The 16,184-nt window shown below is 36.9% G+C and carries 12 protein-coding genes and 2 tRNA genes; 5 read left to right on the top strand and 9 right to left on the bottom strand.

Annotated features, from left to right (window positions below):
- On the top strand, positions 1 to 326 hold a 326-nt coding region (locus tag MW688_RS12755), incomplete at its 5' end, for an RRXRR domain-containing protein (RefSeq protein ID WP_486736387.1).
- A 173-nt stretch (positions 327 to 499) separates the two neighbouring features.
- Complete coding sequence (gene tsf, locus MW688_RS12750; RefSeq protein ID WP_486736386.1) at positions 500 to 1,159, top strand: translation elongation factor Ts; 660 nt, start codon at positions 500 to 502, stop codon at positions 1,157 to 1,159.
- 97 nt (positions 1,160 to 1,256) lie between these two features.
- Here the strand turns inward: tsf and MW688_RS12745 are convergent, their stop codons facing one another.
- From MW688_RS12745 to MW688_RS12715, 7 genes are all read right to left on the bottom strand, one after another.
- Positions 1,257 to 2,996 carry a diflavin flavoprotein gene (locus tag MW688_RS12745; RefSeq protein ID WP_486736388.1) on the bottom strand — a complete coding sequence of 580 codons (1,740 nt, stop codon included), beginning with the start codon at positions 2,994 to 2,996 and terminating at the stop codon, positions 1,257 to 1,259.
- Positions 2,997 to 3,360: 364 nt separating this feature from the next.
- Entirely contained in the window at positions 3,361 to 3,882 is a 522-nt protein-coding gene (locus MW688_RS12740; protein ID WP_486736384.1) for a phosphate-starvation-inducible PsiE family protein, read from the bottom strand.
- A 57-nt stretch (positions 3,883 to 3,939) separates the two neighbouring features.
- Positions 3,940 to 5,661, bottom strand: a complete 1,722-nt coding sequence (locus tag MW688_RS12735) for a diflavin flavoprotein (RefSeq protein ID WP_486736383.1) — start codon at positions 5,659 to 5,661, stop codon at positions 3,940 to 3,942.
- Positions 5,662 to 6,141: 480 nt separating this feature from the next.
- Positions 6,142 to 6,351 carry a DUF6887 family protein gene (locus tag MW688_RS12730; protein WP_486736382.1) on the bottom strand — a complete coding sequence of 70 codons (210 nt, stop codon included), beginning with the start codon at positions 6,349 to 6,351 and terminating at the stop codon, positions 6,142 to 6,144.
- A gap of 245 nt (positions 6,352 to 6,596) precedes the next feature.
- Positions 6,597 to 6,685, bottom strand: a tRNA-Ser gene (locus tag MW688_RS12725).
- A 442-nt stretch (positions 6,686 to 7,127) separates the two neighbouring features.
- Positions 7,128 to 7,216: transfer RNA gene (locus MW688_RS12720), tRNA-Ser, on the bottom strand.
- Positions 7,217 to 7,278: 62 nt separating this feature from the next.
- On the bottom strand, positions 7,279 to 8,403 hold the full coding sequence (locus MW688_RS12715; protein ID WP_486736381.1) for an FAD-dependent oxidoreductase: 1,125 nt from the start codon (positions 8,401 to 8,403) through the stop codon (positions 7,279 to 7,281).
- 36 nt (positions 8,404 to 8,439) lie between these two features.
- On the opposite strand from MW688_RS12715, the gene uvrB reads away from it, so the two are divergent.
- Positions 8,440 to 10,440 (top strand): excinuclease ABC subunit UvrB, encoded by a 2,001-nt coding sequence (gene uvrB, locus MW688_RS12710; protein WP_486736380.1) that lies wholly within the window; start codon positions 8,440 to 8,442, stop codon positions 10,438 to 10,440.
- Between the two features lie 678 nt (positions 10,441 to 11,118).
- Positions 11,119 to 11,385 (top strand): IS1096 element passenger TnpR family protein, encoded by a 267-nt coding sequence (locus tag MW688_RS12705; RefSeq protein ID WP_486736379.1) that lies wholly within the window; start codon positions 11,119 to 11,121, stop codon positions 11,383 to 11,385.
- A gap of 351 nt (positions 11,386 to 11,736) precedes the next feature.
- Here the strand turns inward: MW688_RS12705 and MW688_RS12700 are convergent, their stop codons facing one another.
- Together MW688_RS12700 and MW688_RS12695 are read right to left on the bottom strand one after the other, a co-directional pair.
- Complete coding sequence (locus tag MW688_RS12700) at positions 11,737 to 12,402, bottom strand: ribonuclease H family protein (RefSeq protein WP_486736378.1); 666 nt, start codon at positions 12,400 to 12,402, stop codon at positions 11,737 to 11,739.
- 228 nt (positions 12,403 to 12,630) lie between these two features.
- Positions 12,631 to 13,002 carry a tetratricopeptide repeat protein gene (locus MW688_RS12695; RefSeq protein WP_486736377.1) on the bottom strand — a complete coding sequence of 124 codons (372 nt, stop codon included), beginning with the start codon at positions 13,000 to 13,002 and terminating at the stop codon, positions 12,631 to 12,633.
- Positions 13,003 to 13,317: 315 nt separating this feature from the next.
- Here MW688_RS12695 and MW688_RS12690 point away from each other — a divergent pair, with 315 nt between their 5' ends.
- Complete coding sequence (locus tag MW688_RS12690; protein ID WP_486736376.1) at positions 13,318 to 15,711, top strand: VIT domain-containing protein; 2,394 nt, start codon at positions 13,318 to 13,320, stop codon at positions 15,709 to 15,711.
- The last annotated feature ends 473 nt before the right edge of the window (positions 15,712 to 16,184 follow it).

Raw genomic sequence — 16,184 nt, 5'->3', positions numbered from 1 at the left:
GAGTTAAACTCATGGGAGTTTTCGTTTTAGATTCCCACAAAAAACCATTAAATCCAAGTCATCCTGGTAGAGCTAGAAAGTTACTCAATCAAGGGAAAGCAAGCGTATTTAAACGTTATCCATTTACCATTATCCTTAAGGAGGAAAAACCATTACACACAAACAATAATTTAAAGTTTACGAAAATCGGAACTTATGTCGGTAGAGTTGCAGTTAGAAAAACAGGTAGTTTTAACATTAAAACTGCTAACCAAACAGTTCAAGGTATTAGCCACAAATACTGTAAACCTATTCACAAAGCGGATGGATATAACTATGCAACATAATAATGGTCCCTCATTTCCTCTCATCGCTAACCTGATGAGAGGTTTAGCGAGAGTATCCATGAGGGCGGAAAGATGAGAATATTATAATCAGAAGATTTTCATCAGAAGATTTTCATGAAAACATAGCAAGGTTTATCTTGTTATTTTAGAAATTAAGAATCAAAAATAAAAACATGGCTGAAATATCTGCAAAACTAGTTAAAGAGTTACGAGACAAAACGGGCGCAGGAATGATGGACTGTAAAAAAGCCCTAAAAGAAAGTGACGGAGATCCTACCAAAGCTGTAGAGTGGTTGCGTCAAAAGGGAATAACTTCTGCTGAAAAAAAATCTGGACGCACTGCCGCAGAAGGATTAGTATCTAGCTACATTCATACTGGAGGCCGTATTGGAGTTCTAGTTGAAGTTAACTGTGAAACTGATTTTGTGGCCCGTCGCGATGAATTTCAAGATTTAGTGCGCAACATCTCTATGCAAATTGCGGCTTGTCCCAACGTGGAATATATTAATACTGATGAAATTCCCGAAGAAGTCAAAGCTAAAGAAATAGAAATAGAAATGGGACGAGATGATTTAGGAAATAAACCCCAACAAATCAAAGAAAAAATTGTTCAGGGTAGAATAGATAAGCGTCTCAAAGAACTTTCTTTGTTAGATCAACCTTTTATTAGGGATCAGAGTATTACAGTAGAAGAGTTGATTAAACAAACTATTGCTCAGTTGGGAGAAAATATCAAAGTTCGTCGCTTTGCCCGTTTCATCTTGGGAGAGGGAATCGAAAAAGAAGAAACTGATTTCGCCTCAGAAGTAGCGGCACAAACTGGTCAAAAGTAACTTTTAGCTTACAAGTTGTCTAGTAATATAAAAAGCAACACCGAGTAAATTCGGTGTTGCTTTTTATTCAAGGTATAGCAGTGCTCGTTGTATAGAACTATAATTGATTGCCAGATTTACGGTGAGAAATAGCGGTAACTCCTAGAGATTCTAAAACATGCCCTTGATTAACAGTGGCATAAATTAACCAGCAATCTCCTACTTTAGTACGATTTTCTACAGTACACTCCACATAGGCTAAAGCATCTTTGATAATAATACATTTAGTAGGTGTGGTTTCGGTATCTAGTTGAGTGAAATCATTTTCCTGGGGATTGTGATAATAGGAAAAATGTTTTCTGACAAAACGTCCTTCCTTAAGAATATTCAAGACAAAAATATTGCCTACTTCCATAAGCGCTTCGGCATTTTGTTTATCTTCCAAAGCAATCATAATCCCAGGAGGATTAAAAGAAGCTTGAGATACTCTTGAGGTTAAAAAACTACCTTGAGGAGTAGATACGACACAGACAGAACCGATAATTCTACCTAAGGCTTGTTCGGTGCGATCGCTCTGGGCTTCCGCTAATCCTTGGATAGGTACTCTAGATTTCTTAGATTTCTTTAAGATTTGGGCAAATTCTGTCCCTGCGGTAAAACAGGCTTCTAAATCAGCCTCAGTGGGACTAAAACGAACGCTAATGGGGTTAAACCCAAAGATAAAATTACCATCTCTGAGTTTACTTTCCATCAAGTCGATAGCTTCCCCACTCCAACCATAGGAACCAAAAACCCCAGCTAATTTAGTTTTAGTGGCACAAGCGAGAATAATTCCTAAAGCGGTTTGAATCTGTACAGGCGCATGACCCCCGAGAGTAGGAGAACCGATAATAAAACCATCACAAGCTTCTATAACTCTAGTAATCTCCTCAGGTGAAGCAAACTCACAATTGATCGATTCTACATTAACATTTTGCTTCATTAACCCTTGGGCGATTCCTTGGGCTAAAGTGGCAGTATTCCCATAAGCTGAGGCATATAAGAGAGCAACTGTCAAAGTTTGGGTTTTTTGTTGTTGACACCAATAGCGATAGTCATAGGTTAAACGACTGAGACTGTAGCGTACTATGGGTCCGTGACCTGGAGCATAATATTTAACCTTCATAGAAGGCAACTTATCTAAAATATTTTCTACTTGTCGAGATTGTGTCCCATGGAGACAGTCAAAATAGTAACGGCGATCCTCATCAAATTGCTTAGGATCTTCATCCCAAATATCATCACCACACAGATGAACACCGAAAAACTTATCAGTATAGAGAATACAAGTATCAGGGTCAAAGGTGAACATCCCATCAGGCCATCGGGGAGTGGGAACCGTCATTAGCTGTAATTGGTGTCCTTGTCCTAAATCTAATTTACCTTCCCAGCGAATTACCTGAATTTGCTCTTCCCCTTCAGGGAGGACATTTTTTAAAGCTTTAGCGGCAGGTTTAGAACAGACAATAGTCACTTGAGAGGTTTTTTCCAAAATAACTTTTAGGGTTGCCATGCGGTTAGGATTGACATGACCTAAGATAATGTAATCTAAATCCGATAAGTTTACATGGTTTTCTAACTCTTTGAGAAAAATCTCGGTAAAAGATTCTCCAGGGGGATCGATGAGGGCTAGTTTATCTCCTTTGATTAAATAAGTATTTGCCGTTGTGCCTTTTTGACGAGCATATTCAACCTCAAATTTAAGACGATCCCAAGTTCTAGAGCGAAAAATCTGGGTGTTTTTGCCGATTTCAGCAACTTGTACATCCCGGGTACGGTTAAGAAAAGAAGTTTGAGACATAGTTATAGTTAAAATTATTTACGGTGTGGTTGTGGTAATTGAGAAAAGGCGATCGCATAACTCAGACCAAAGCATCTTTACCTAATGTTACTGGTTGTGGATGAATTATGAGTAATGAGTAATGAGTAATGAGTCTTGAAGTAAGAAGTAAGAAGTAAGGAGTAAGGAGTAAGGAGTTTTGAAGTTTTGAAGTTTTGAAGTTTTGAAGTTTTGAAGTTTTGAAGTTTTGAAGTAAGAAGTCTTGACGTCTTGGAGTTAAAGAATTAATGCGATCGCGCTTAAAAATTGGTTGACCTTTGCAAGATATGGGCTAAAGAGAAATGAACTTTTTCTGAGGTTAATTTAGTACATAAGTACTGGTGGAAGATGTGAGGATTGAGGGTTATCGATGACTGTTACTCATTTCTGGGGTTTCAGGGACATTGCGTCGGAGATGACGTTTAGAAACCTTTTGTTCTGGATCAATTCCTTCAAATGTAGCAGGAAGCCAAACTCTGATAACCATCAAAATTCCTAAAACTAACAAAAAAGAACAGGTAGCAATAATTTGAGTCCAAGGAGTTTCTAAAACACCTCTGACAATTATTTCTCTCAAAACTGAAACAATCGAAACTTCTACCGCTACTCCAATAGAAACTCGTTGTTCTTTAAGATAGATAATCAAGAGGCGAAACAACTCAACCCAAATAAGTAGAGAGAGAATATCTGCTGTTACTTGATGAAACTTCACGGGAGGAAGCAAAGATAAAATCATCTCTCTGATTTGTAAAACCATGAAGCTAAATAAACCAATACACAAGCAGATAACAATACAATCTTGTATCAACTCCAAGGCATAAACAACTTTACTTAAAACTGACCATCTATTATCTGATATATTCACAGGCTTTACAGATTCGTACATATTTTGACTATTAATCTCCTAAGGTAAGTATCTCAAGGTAAACAAAGTGATTTAAATTTAATAATGATTACCAACTTTACGATGGTGTACTGCTGTTAAAGCCTCAGACTTAGAAACTCGTCCTTTGTGGACCACACTATATATTATCCAGTGATCGCTATTTTCTAAACGACTGGTAACTTGACATTCCATATAAGCTAAGGCATCAGCAAGAATAGGCGAACCATTAGTTCCTTGATAGGTTTTTACTCCAGCAAAGCGATCCGCACCAGGGGGAAAACGTTTTAAGAAGTGCTTCATTAAACCTTGATAGTTGTCTTCTTCTAAAACATTGAGGATGAAAGTATCTCCTACTTGCATTAAAGATTCAATCGCCCGATCTTTGGCTACGGCAATCGCTACCCCCAAGGGTTTAGTACTTCCTTGTATCACCCAAGAGGCTAACATCGCCCCAGATACATCTCCTTTTTGGGTGGTAATTATATATAGTCCACCACTGATTCTTCCTAACGCTCGATCTAAATCATGATTAATTTCTTTAATCTGTTTAATCGTTTTATCTCGGGTTAACCATTGTCCTAAATCTGTTCCTGCTTCTTCGCACAGTTTATCTATGGTTGGTGTTGGTGTTTCTTTCACTAGTATGGGAGCAAATGCTTCCTTTAGTCCAATTTCTTGGAATTTATTGCGCAAAGGATAAATTGGTTCATCTTCCCCACCCCCTGACTCAAATAGTCCAATACTCTGTTTAGAATGAGCTGCCGCTAATATGGTACTAATCACGGTAAGAGCTGAACTATCAGACTGAGAGGGCATTCCTAGGACTATTCCTGAGGCGGCCATCACCAATTCTCTGACTTCATGGGGCTCAACGCTAGTAATATCTATCCATTCTATGGCTACATCGGTTTTACTAATTCCTTTGGCGATCGCCTGGGCTAAATGTTCACTATCACCATAAGCTTCTGCATACAATAACGCCACAAAGGTTTCTGTTTTCGCTTGGTCTTTACTCCACTCTTCATATTTATTTACCCAATCACTTAGATGGTTTTGTAATAAAGGACCATGACCTGTAGCGATTAAATCTATCTCAAATTTGGCCATTCTTTTGATCGCGCTTAGAACTGATCTCGCATTCGGCCCCATTAAACAATCATAGTAATATTTAAAGTCTTCTTCAAGTAAGTCTGTTTCTTCATCGTAGAGAAGATCGTCACAGTAGTGCATCCCAAAAGCATCACAGGTGAAGAGAATACGGGATTTTTGATCATAGGTAAATATTGTATCTGGCCAATGGAGATTAGGGGCAGATACAAATTCTAATATATGGTTTTCTCCTAGGTCTAGGGTGTCACCATTTTTTACCTGTATACTCTCAAAGGGTTGATTAACTAGGTTTTCCAGAAACTGAAGAGCGACTTTTGATCCTACTACTGTGACTTGGGGCGCAAGCTTTAGTATATCTTTTACTAATCCACTATGATCTGGTTCTGTGTGGCTGATAATCAGATAATCGAGACTGGATAAATCTATCTGATTTTGTATTTCTTCTAGATATAAACTTTCAAATTTCCTATGGGATGTATCAATTAGAGCTGTTTTTTCTCCCTGAATTATAAAAGAGTTATAGGTTGTACCGTTACGCAAACCAAATTCGATATCAAAGCGATCTCTATCCCAGTCTAAACAACGAATAGCAGTTGTTTGATTATCAAGGTTTCTAGTTTGTATTGTCAAACGACTGGATGAATATATATTTTGTACCGTTGCAACCATAGATTTTTCCCTCTGAACAACTCGTTTAATATTTCTTAATTTCTATGATTACTTGATACATATAGTTTGTCAAATGTCAGTTTTTTAAGGCAATGATAAGATATTTAAATCATTCAAAATCTCTTATATTAGAGATAATTAACTGTTTTGAACACGGCAACCTCCGGGAGAGGGCTATCCTTTATAAGGAACTCACCAAACCCTTGTATAGCAAGGGAGCACCGGAGCACGGGAGCAGGGAGAGGGGTTTTAAGTAAAATTACTTAATTTGCCAAATAATGTATATTTTTATACATTATTTCCTTCATCTTTACCCAAAGTTACTTGTGTGGATGAATCTTGAAGTCTTGAAGTCTTGAAGTAATGAGTTTTGAAGTAAGAAGTCTTGACGTCTTGGAGTTTTGGAGTAATAAGTTTAAAGTTTTTTTAAGTAATATAAAGTCCGTTTAATCAGTTATATTATGAGATATCTGATTCATTCTAAGGTATTTCATTACTAGCTTGTTTTAGAATACGTTCTTGTTCTTCTAATGGTGTTTCAGCAGGTACAATTTTTGCATGAGGACGAGGACGGCTGACAAATTCTTTCCAAGCAGTTTCATCTTTTCTATTTTTTAAAACATATTTTCTTAGTTCATTTAAGGGCATTTCTTTAAAGTTCAACAATTTCATACCTCCATTTAGCATCATTAAAAATTGTTATCTCAATACTTTGCTTCTCACCTGCAATTTCAAGATTAATTATCAAGGAGGAAATTTCTGCATAAATTGGCGATCTAAATAGTCTTTAAAATACCAACATAGAGGAGATCGCCAACCCCAATTACCCCAATAGTGCGATCGCCTGTTTATTCCTAGTGCCAATTAAACTCAAATAGAGTTTTTCTGGGAAATAAACCTGAAGAGTTTGAATTAGCAACAAATTAGATTAAGTACGGAGAGAGAGGGATTCGAACCCTCGGTATCCCTTACAGAATACAACAGATTAGCAATCTGCCGCTATCGTCCACTCAGCCATCTCTCCTGGCATACATAAATAATATAGCATAGTATAAATAAATTTGACAACTATTTCAAGATGAATTATCAAGGAGGAAATTTCTGCATAAATTGGCGATCTAAATAGGGCTTGCTGAATAAATGTAAAACTTTTGCTAGATAAAGGTTTGAGCCCATTTTTATCATAAAAAGTGCAAGGTTTTTTGATATATTATGCTAGAAAGAGTGCATTTTTTTCTTTGATTACTCGAAAATTCATAAATCATTATTACCTCCGTGCCTCGGTGCCTCCTGCCTCTCTTGCCTTTCTCCTCACCAAAACTTACTTTTTCACCCGTACCCTAAATAGTCTTTAAAATACCAACATAGAGGACGCCTGTTTATCCCCCGTGCCAATTAAACTCAAATAGAGTTTTTCTGGGAAATAAACCTGAAGAGTTTGAATTAGCAACAAATTAGATTAAGTACGGAGAGAGAGGGATTCGAACCCTCGGTATCCCTTACAGAATACAACAGATTAGCAATCTGCCGCTTTCGACCACTCAGCCATCTCTCCTGGCCTAGATAAATAATATAGCATAGCATAAATAAATTTGACAACTATTTCAAGATTAATTATCAAGGAGGAAATTTCTGCATAAATTGGCGATCTAAATAGTCTTTAAAATACCAACATAGAGGAGATCGCCAACCCCAACTACCCCAACTAGCGATCGCCTGTTTATCCCCAGTGCCAATTAAACTCAAATAGCGTTTTTGAGGTAAATAAACCTCCAAAGGTTGATTAAGCAACAAATTACACCAATTATTATACAAAGGTTTACCCTGACGCACGGCAAATACACCAGCCTTGGGGCGAGGATATTGAGACATAGTAGCCACATCTCCTGCCGCAAACACAAAAGGATGTAACAGAGATTGTAGAGTTTGACTGACTAAAATAAATCCCTTGGTATCAGTTGCCAAACCCGAAGCAGCCAGCCAAGCAGGTGCCGAAGCTTGAGTTACCCAAAACACATAATCACAATCTACCTTTAATTCTCCAGAAACTACCTGATGAGGTAAAACCTCTGTAACTCTACTATTGAGATGCAGTTTTACTCCACGAGATACCAGTAACTTCTCTAAATGTTGACTCACCCATTGATTATGATTCGGTAACAAAGCATCATTACTCTGAAAAAGATGAATAGTAAGTTGTTGAGAAGCTAAAATTTGTTGTAGACGATGTTGAGAATTTAAGGCTAACTCCACACCCCCTGCACCACCTCCTACTATAGAAATAGTTAAACTAGAGGGAGAATGCTGCAATAAATCATCCCAGAATTTTAAAAACTGGGGCACAGGTTTGATAGGAATAGCATATTCAGCAGCACCCGGAACCTTAGATATATTCGGAGTACTACCTATATCTATAGAGAGATAATCAAAGGAAATGGGGGGATTTTCTTGGCAAAAAACTTGTTTTTTCTCTAAATCTAAACCAATAACTGTATCTAAACAAAACTCAGCCCCAGCAAATTTAGCTAAATCAGGTAAATTAATATGAGTCTCATCAAAAGTGTAAAAACCAGCTAAATAACCAGGCAACATACCAGAATAGGGAGTAGCAGTGACATTACTAATAAGAGTTAATTTAACATGGGGGAGAGGATTACTACTCCAAAGTTTAAGAGCGATCGCATGGCTATGACCTCCACCAATCAAAACCAAATTTTTAATACTGTTTAAGATAGTTGTCATCAAAGAAAAATATAAATTATATCTAAATTTTAACTAATGAAAAACTTTCAAACCCAGGCACCATTTGAAGCCACAGGAGATCAACCCAAGGCGATCGCCAATTTAATAGAATCTCTCAACACAGGGCAACGCTTTCAAACACTCCTTGGCGCTACTGGCACTGGTAAAACTTTTTCCATAGCTAAAGTCATAGAAAAACATGGCAAACCGACTTTAGTTTTAGCCCATAATAAAACCTTAGCAGCACAATTATGTAATGAATTGAGAGAATTTTTTCCCCATAACTCCGTTGAATATTTTGTTAGTTATTACGACTACTATCAACCAGAAGCTTATCTGCCTGTGTCTGATACTTATATAGAAAAAACTGCTTCTATCAATGATGAAATTGATATGTTGCGACATTCAGCCACTAGGTCTCTATTTGAACGAAATGATGTTATTGTGGTTGCTTCTATTAGTTGTATATATGGCTTAGGGATACCTTCACAATATCTAAAAGCCTCAATTCCGATTCAATTAGGACAAGAAACCGAACAACGTCAATTATTACGAGATTTAGTTAATATTCAATATCAACGCAATGATACTGACTTAAGAAGAGGAACTTTTCGGGTCAAAGGAGATATTGTAGAAATAGTTCCTGCCTACGAAGATAGAGTAATTCGCATGGAATTTTTTGGTGATGAAATAGAAGCAATTCGTTACTTAGATCCAGTTTCCGGCAAAAGTTTACAAAGCCTAGATAGAGTAAATATATATCCAGCTCGTCACTTCGTTACACCAGAAGAAACATTACTAGAAGCTTGTGAAAATATCGAAGCAGAATTACAGGAAAGATTAATAAACTTAGAAGCTGCGGGTAAATTAGTAGAAGCCCAACGCCTAAAACAGCGCACCCGCTATGATTTAGAATTACTAAGAGAAGTGGGTTATTGTAATGGAGTAGAAAACTACTCCCGTCACTTAGCTATGCGCCCAAGTGGAGCACCTCCAGAATGTTTAATCGATTATTTCCCCGAAGATTGGCTATTAGTAGTGGATGAATCCCATGTAACTGTGCCTCAAATCAGAGGCATGTATAATGGCGACCAATCCAGAAAAAGAGTATTAATTGAGCACGGCTTTCGTTTACCGAGTGCCGCAGATAATCGCCCTCTCAAAGCCGAGGAATTTTGGGCGAAGGTGAATCAATGTATTTTTGTGTCTGCAACTCCTGGAGATTGGGAAATTGAACAGTCACAGGGACATGTTTTTGAACAAGTTATTCGTCCTACTGGTGTAGTAGACCCAGAAATTTTTGTTCGTCCTACAGAAGGTCAAGTAGACGACCTATTAGGAGAAATTAGAGATAGAATCAAGTTGAAAGAAAGAGTGTTAATTACCACTCTGACAAAAAGAATGGCTGAGGATTTAACGGAGTATTTTGATGAAAGAGGAGTAAAAGTGCAATATCTTCACTCAGAAATTCAGTCTATTCAACGTATTGAAATTTTACAAGGATTGAGAGAGGGAGATTTTGATGTGTTAGTTGGGGTGAATCTCCTTCGGGAGGGTTTAGATTTACCGGAAGTTTCCCTAGTGGCTATTTTAGATGCAGACAAGGAGGGATTCTTGCGTTCAGATCGCTCTTTAATTCAAACTATAGGAAGGGCTGCTAGACATATTCGTGGACAAGCTATACTCTATGCGGATAATCTGACTGAAAGTATGCAAAGGGCAATTGAAGAAACCCAAAGACGTAGAGAAATTCAAATCGCCTATAACCAAGAGCAAGGAATTACACCGCAACCAATTGTTAAAAAAGCGAGTAATTCTATTTTAGCTTTCTTAGATATCTCTCGCCGTCTCAGTGAACAGGAATTAGCTACAGTTTGCCAAGAGTCTGATAATGTCCCTTTAGATAAGATACCTGAGTTACTTGAACAGTTGACCGCTAAAATGGAAGAGGCTGCTAAAGAGTTGGAATTTGAACAAGCGGCACAATATCGGGATCAAATTCAGCAACTACGTCAGCGTCTCTTAGGAGTTAACTGACGGGGTGAGCTTTTATTAGTCAACAAATATCTTAATAAACCTTGTCATAACTTATTAAACCTGTATAGAATACAATTAATGTGAAATATTAAATCAACTGGTAACACAATCTTAATAACAGGTTTGGTTACTATTTTGCTAGGGGGATTATATTTTAGATTATACAATACGCCAGAATTTTCACAAAGTAACGATAGGTTACTTTTATTTTTAAGGAGTGGATTAATTGGATTGTTACCAATGTGTTCACTCTTATCTAAGAGTGGCGAAGCTGTTTTACAATACTTGAGTTTACGCTTAACATTAATTAGGCTAGGTTATACTCCCTGGAATTATCCACGCTTTTTAGATTATTGTACAGAACAATTATTGTTAGAACGTGTAGGTTCGGGTTACTGTTTTATTCATCCCTTGTTACAGGAACACTTGTTGTGAATTAGATGCTGAAAGGGATAATCTTTGTCTTGTGCAGTTATTTGATTGGATGTTGTCCATAAAATGGCAAAACTTCTCTCCAATGGAATCTTTTTGAGAGCGAAAAAATTCAGTGTAGATTGCAAGCGTAGTACAAATAAAAAATGTAAATAAAGATTTATACTATTAGATACGCGCCCTCGCCATAGGCGAGATCTTTTCAAGATCGCTTGATCTAGATCGTGATTTGAACGCAAAAAGTAAATGTCTGATTTACCAAAACCAGTTGTCTATCAAATTAAAGTAGTATTACAGGGTATCAGCCCGATGATTTGGCGTCGCTTGCTGGTCAAAAGTGATAGCACCATCGAAGACTTACATTATACACTACAAATAGCGATGGGATGGGGTGCAATAAACTTACTCAAAATTGCCAGCAAAAGCAAAGAGAGCGCCTCTCTTAGCTATTTTGTGGTCAATAATCTTGAGTTATTGGGAGGCGCTCTCCGCCACTTCACAAGTGATTTGTGACCGCGTATCTGCGGTCAACCAATTTTTAAGCGCGATCGCATTAATTCTTTAACTCATTACTTCAAAACTAATTACTTCAAGACTTCAAGACTCATTCTCATTACTCATTACTCCTTACTCCTTACTCATTACTCAACCCCAACCAGTAACATTTGGGTTTTGATGCTTTGGTGTGAGGTAATAGTGATTCAATTACCAATCATCATGGTTGTGGCAGCAGTTGTGGTAGCAGTTGTGGAAGTAGCTGTGGCGGAGGTTAATCTGATTAACATACAAGAAACTTGTCAAGAAAAATGTTTATAAAGCATAGGCAACTTCCTGGGACTTTTTAAAGAGAATCGTTTTCCAAAATTAATCATCATCAAAAAACTCCAAAAACTCTAAATCATCATCCGGCCCAAATATTTTAGTAGCATCATACACGGTTAATTTATCAGCAACTTTGACATTCTCTCTTTTAGCCCAAAGAATGTCAGAACTTTTTTCTCCTTCATCATCATCCCACTCCCACGTATAAAATGGATGACCACTGACATCGGCTACGGCGTGTTTATTATCATTAATAATTAATAAATCTTTATTGCCTAAGTCTTGTTTCATTTTAAGACCTAATTTAATTGCTTCTGCTTCATACATATCAATATAATCTTCGATATAATATTTATCAATTATATTCAGAATTTTTACCCACTTGTATTGTGAATCAAAAACTGCTCTAGCAGTAGCTACGTGAGTTTTCTCCGGGAGAAATTGACAATAGCTGATTAGCTGTTGAGTTATTTCTACCAACTCTTCATATCCAAGAGCATAACTATTATTTGGTAATAATTTATCCCAAGTTTCTAGTTCATTTTCTTCTATCTCTGAAAAATCTATCATAAATTCCCACCAAGAGAAAATTTCTTCAAAATCAAAATATTTTAAAGCCAAGTTATAATCAATCATGTCAAAACCAGCATCGGTAATTATTGAATTATTTGCCGCTAGTTTGACTAATGGAGAATGATGTAAACTCAAAAAATGTGGATATATACTTTTTTTTCCTTTCTTCTTTCTTTTTCTCAAGATTTTGTTGATACACCTACTACTATTATCTACATCAATGATGAATAATAAAAATTCTTCGTTGTGGAGATAGAAATATGGTTAAACTAAATTCATTGATCATTTGTCGCGATCGCTCAAAATATCTAGATGAAAAACCTTACTATATATATAGTATAGTATATATAGTAATTAGGCTATTTACTCATTATTTATATTCTGCTCAATAGTACTCAACAATGCTTTCAAGCTTTCATCTTCTGGATACAGTTCAATTAACTTTTTCAAAGGAGGAATCGCCCCTTCGAGATCGTTTTGTTGTAAACGTATCTCTACTAATCCTTGTAAAGCAGTTACATTTTCTGGTTCTCTTTCTAATACTAACTCATAACCCTCGGCTTGTTGTTCTAATACCTCCTCGATAGAAGGCTGAGGAGGTATATCTGTCTGTTGTCTGGTAGTAGGATTTCTCAGTAAATTTATGAATAAAAAAAGAGTAGAGCCGATAAAAGATAACCCAGAAACAATGAGAATTATACGCTTAATCGGACTTTCAGATTTTTGTTTAGGCATTTGAATAATTATCTCCCCAACTCCCCTCAAAATTTCAGGAGGCTTTTTTAGTTTTCTTTTTATCTTAACTGTAGTACAAGAGTTTTTTTTGCTTGATAGCAAAATATAGCATTTTTCGGACTCATGAGGTTGTACCTAACTCTCGGAGCCTCTCTTGCCTCTCTTGCCTCAAAAGGATAACCTCTGTACCTCACCAGTATGAGAATTGCTATAGTATTTTGCTATGTGCCAAGGAAAGAGCGATTACCTCTTGTTTACGTAGCCTAGAAAAATTAAATATATAATAGAATTACATATAAATTGGAGGTGCAACAAATGACAATAACTCCTATCCCATATTCAGGCTTATACACCATAATAGAGGAAAAAGAACAATTAATTCCCCTAAAACATACAGAAGTTAACGCAAAAATTAGCGGTAATATCAGCAGAGTTCAAGTAAAACAGACATTTACTAATCCCTTTAATCAAGCATTAGAAGCAACTTATGTATTTCCATTGCCTGATGAAGCGGCGGTAGATAAAATGGAAATAAAAATAGGCGATCGCCTAATCCAAGGAAATATCAAAAAAAAAGAACAAGCACAACAAATATATCGCCAAGCTAAACAACAAGGTAGAACAGCAGGATTACTAGAACAACAAAGAGATAATATCTTTCGTCAATCTTTAGCTAATATCAGACCCAAAGAAGATATCGAAGTAATTATCTACTATACTGACAGCCTGAAATTTTGGGGAGGAGATTATGAATTTATCTTTCCTATGGTAGTAGGACCCCGTTATATTCCTGGAACTCTAATTGATAGAAGTGGAGATACAGATGAAGTTCCTGATGCTAGTAAAATCACTCCTCCAATCTCACGTTCTGGCCATGATATCCAAGTTACCGTAGATATTGTAGTAGGATTCCCTATTACCAAGGTAGAATCACCTTCTCATTTAATAGAAACTCAAAGTACCAAAAAAGGATTAAGAATAAATCTCAGTCCTATAGATAATATACCCAACAAAGATCTAATAATCAAATATACCGTTGCTAAAGAAATCACTCAAATCACAGGTTTAACTCAAAAAGACCCCCAAGGAGGACATTTTGCCCTGTATTTAATTCCAGCTTTAGCCTATAAACCTGAAGAAATTGCACCAAAGGACTTAGTATTATTGATTGATACCTCAGGTTCTCAATCAGGACCACCTATAGAACAGTGTAAAAGGTTAATGAGAAAGCTGGTAGAAGGTCTTAATCCCTACGATACTTTTAGCATCATTGATTTTAGCAACACAACCCGAAAATTATCCTCAACCCCTTTAGGTAATACTCCAAATAATCAAGCAAAAGCAATACACTATATCAACCAATTAACAGCAAATGGAGGCACAGAATTACTCAGGGGAGTTCAAGAGGTTTTGAGATTTCCTCAACCAAATTTGGGCAGACTCAGAAGTATAATTCTACTTACAGATGGTTATATAGGTAACGAAAAAGCAGTTTTAGCAGAAGTGGAAGAGAAGCTAAAACCAGGCAACCGTCTATATAGTTTTGGTGCGGGGAGTTCGGTTAATCGCTTTCTCCTCAATCGCATCGCCGAAGTAGGAAGAGGATTTTCTCAAATTATTCGTCATGATGAACCAATAGATGAAGTAGTAGAAAATTTCTATCACAAGATGAATAATCCGGTACTTACTAATATAGAAGCGATTTGGCAAGGTTCAGGGATAGCACCAATGATTTATCCCCAAACACCACCAGATTTATTTAGTAACCAACCTCTAGTTTTATTTGGGCGTAAACAAGATAGCCTGCCTGGTGTCTTAACTATTAGAGGAAACCTAGGCACAGGAGAAGTTTACCAGCAATCATTCTCCGTGAATTTCGACGAATTTGATAATCCGGCAATCTCCCAACTGTGGGGAAGAGCGAGAATCAAAGAATTAACCTCCCAAATGTATCAATATCCTGACTCGAAGCTAGTGGAAGAAGTCACCAACACGGCTCTATCCTATCAATTGTTATCAGAATATACAGCCTTTGTGGCTGTCAGTGATGATGTGAGAGTAAATCCCTATCAAACAGGTTTGAGTGCCGAAGTTCCTGTGAATATGCCCGAGGGAGTGAATATGAGGTCACCTGCTCACGGGTTCCTTTTTCCTCGCACTTATCATGTTACACAAATGGTTGACGAACGTTGTAATGATGTTACACAAATAGTTGAGGAACGTTTTATAGAGGAGAGAGATGTTTATCGCGTCGATGCTGAAGAAGATTGTGACTATGAGTACATGGACTTATGTGCAGAGGAGTCAGATTTATTTGACATTGGCTTGGATGCACAAAGAAATAACCAATATGAGATCTTAGATGATGATAATGATAATTGGTCGGATATTATCGGATTATTTGATGAAAGAGAATCACGAAAATCTTATCAAAAGCTGAGAATCCTCGAAACTGCTAATTTAGATTCTGAATCAGTAAAAATCTTAACTCAAAAGTTAGAGAGTATTGATTTATCCACGACTATTCAAGGGAAACTAGTTTTCCAAATAACAGTTAACCAAGGACGTGTTCAATCAGTGACCGTAAACAAGAAAGATTCGACAATTACAGATACTTCAACTATCAAGCAATTAATCACAACGATTATTTGTTGTCGTTTTTCTCAATCTGTCAACGTTTCTGGAGTCTTAGTATTAGAACTTCAATAGAGTTTTTAAGCTTGTTGTCACCCCGTCAGATTGTTAACACGAACTACTGCTATATATAGTATATTGTTGGGTTTCGTTACCTCAACCAAACCTACATAGGGCTTCAATACTTCTTACCTTAAGACTTAAAGACTTCTTACTTCAAGACTTCAAGATTCATCCACCACAAGTAAATGAGTGATAAAGATGCTTTGGTCTTAGGTAAGAGGGGTTGGGGGGATCTGTAAATATAAATATTGTTAACACAAACTACTGCTATATATAGTATATTGTTGGGTTTCGTTACCTCAACCCAACCTACATAAGGCTTGCTGAATAAATCTAAAACTATGATTTGTATAGGTTTGAGCTGGTTTTCTCTTCTTCAAAAGTGCCAAGTAGTAGGGGCGCAAGGCTTGCGCCCATCGCTGATACTCATAACAAAAGCGCCCATCGCTGATACTCATAACAAAAGCGCCCATCGCTGATACTCA

It is taken from the genome of Johannesbaptistia floridana (assembly GCF_057440575.1).
This window is presented reverse-complemented; position numbering and strand designations above follow the sequence as displayed.

Excerpts from the sequence above, each read along its gene's own strand:
- tsf (WP_486736386.1), top strand. The coding sequence starts at position 500 with ATGGCTGAAATATCTGCAAAACTAGTTAAAGAGTTACGAGACAAAACG.
- MW688_RS12740 (WP_486736384.1), bottom strand. The coding sequence starts at position 3,882 with ATGTACGAATCTGTAAAGCCTGTGAATATATCAGATAATAGATGGTCA.
- MW688_RS12735 (WP_486736383.1), bottom strand. The coding sequence starts at position 5,661 with ATGGTTGCAACGGTACAAAATATATATTCATCCAGTCGTTTGACAATA.
- MW688_RS12730 (WP_486736382.1), bottom strand. The coding sequence starts at position 6,351 with ATGATGCTAAATGGAGGTATGAAATTGTTGAACTTTAAAGAAATGCCC.
- MW688_RS12715 (WP_486736381.1), bottom strand. The coding sequence starts at position 8,403 with ATGACAACTATCTTAAACAGTATTAAAAATTTGGTTTTGATTGGTGGA.
- uvrB (WP_486736380.1), top strand. The coding sequence starts at position 8,440 with ATGAAAAACTTTCAAACCCAGGCACCATTTGAAGCCACAGGAGATCAA.
- MW688_RS12705 (WP_486736379.1), top strand. The coding sequence starts at position 11,119 with ATGTCTGATTTACCAAAACCAGTTGTCTATCAAATTAAAGTAGTATTA.
- MW688_RS12695 (WP_486736377.1), bottom strand. The coding sequence starts at position 13,002 with ATGCCTAAACAAAAATCTGAAAGTCCGATTAAGCGTATAATTCTCATT.
- MW688_RS12690 (WP_486736376.1), top strand. The coding sequence starts at position 13,318 with ATGACAATAACTCCTATCCCATATTCAGGCTTATACACCATAATAGAG.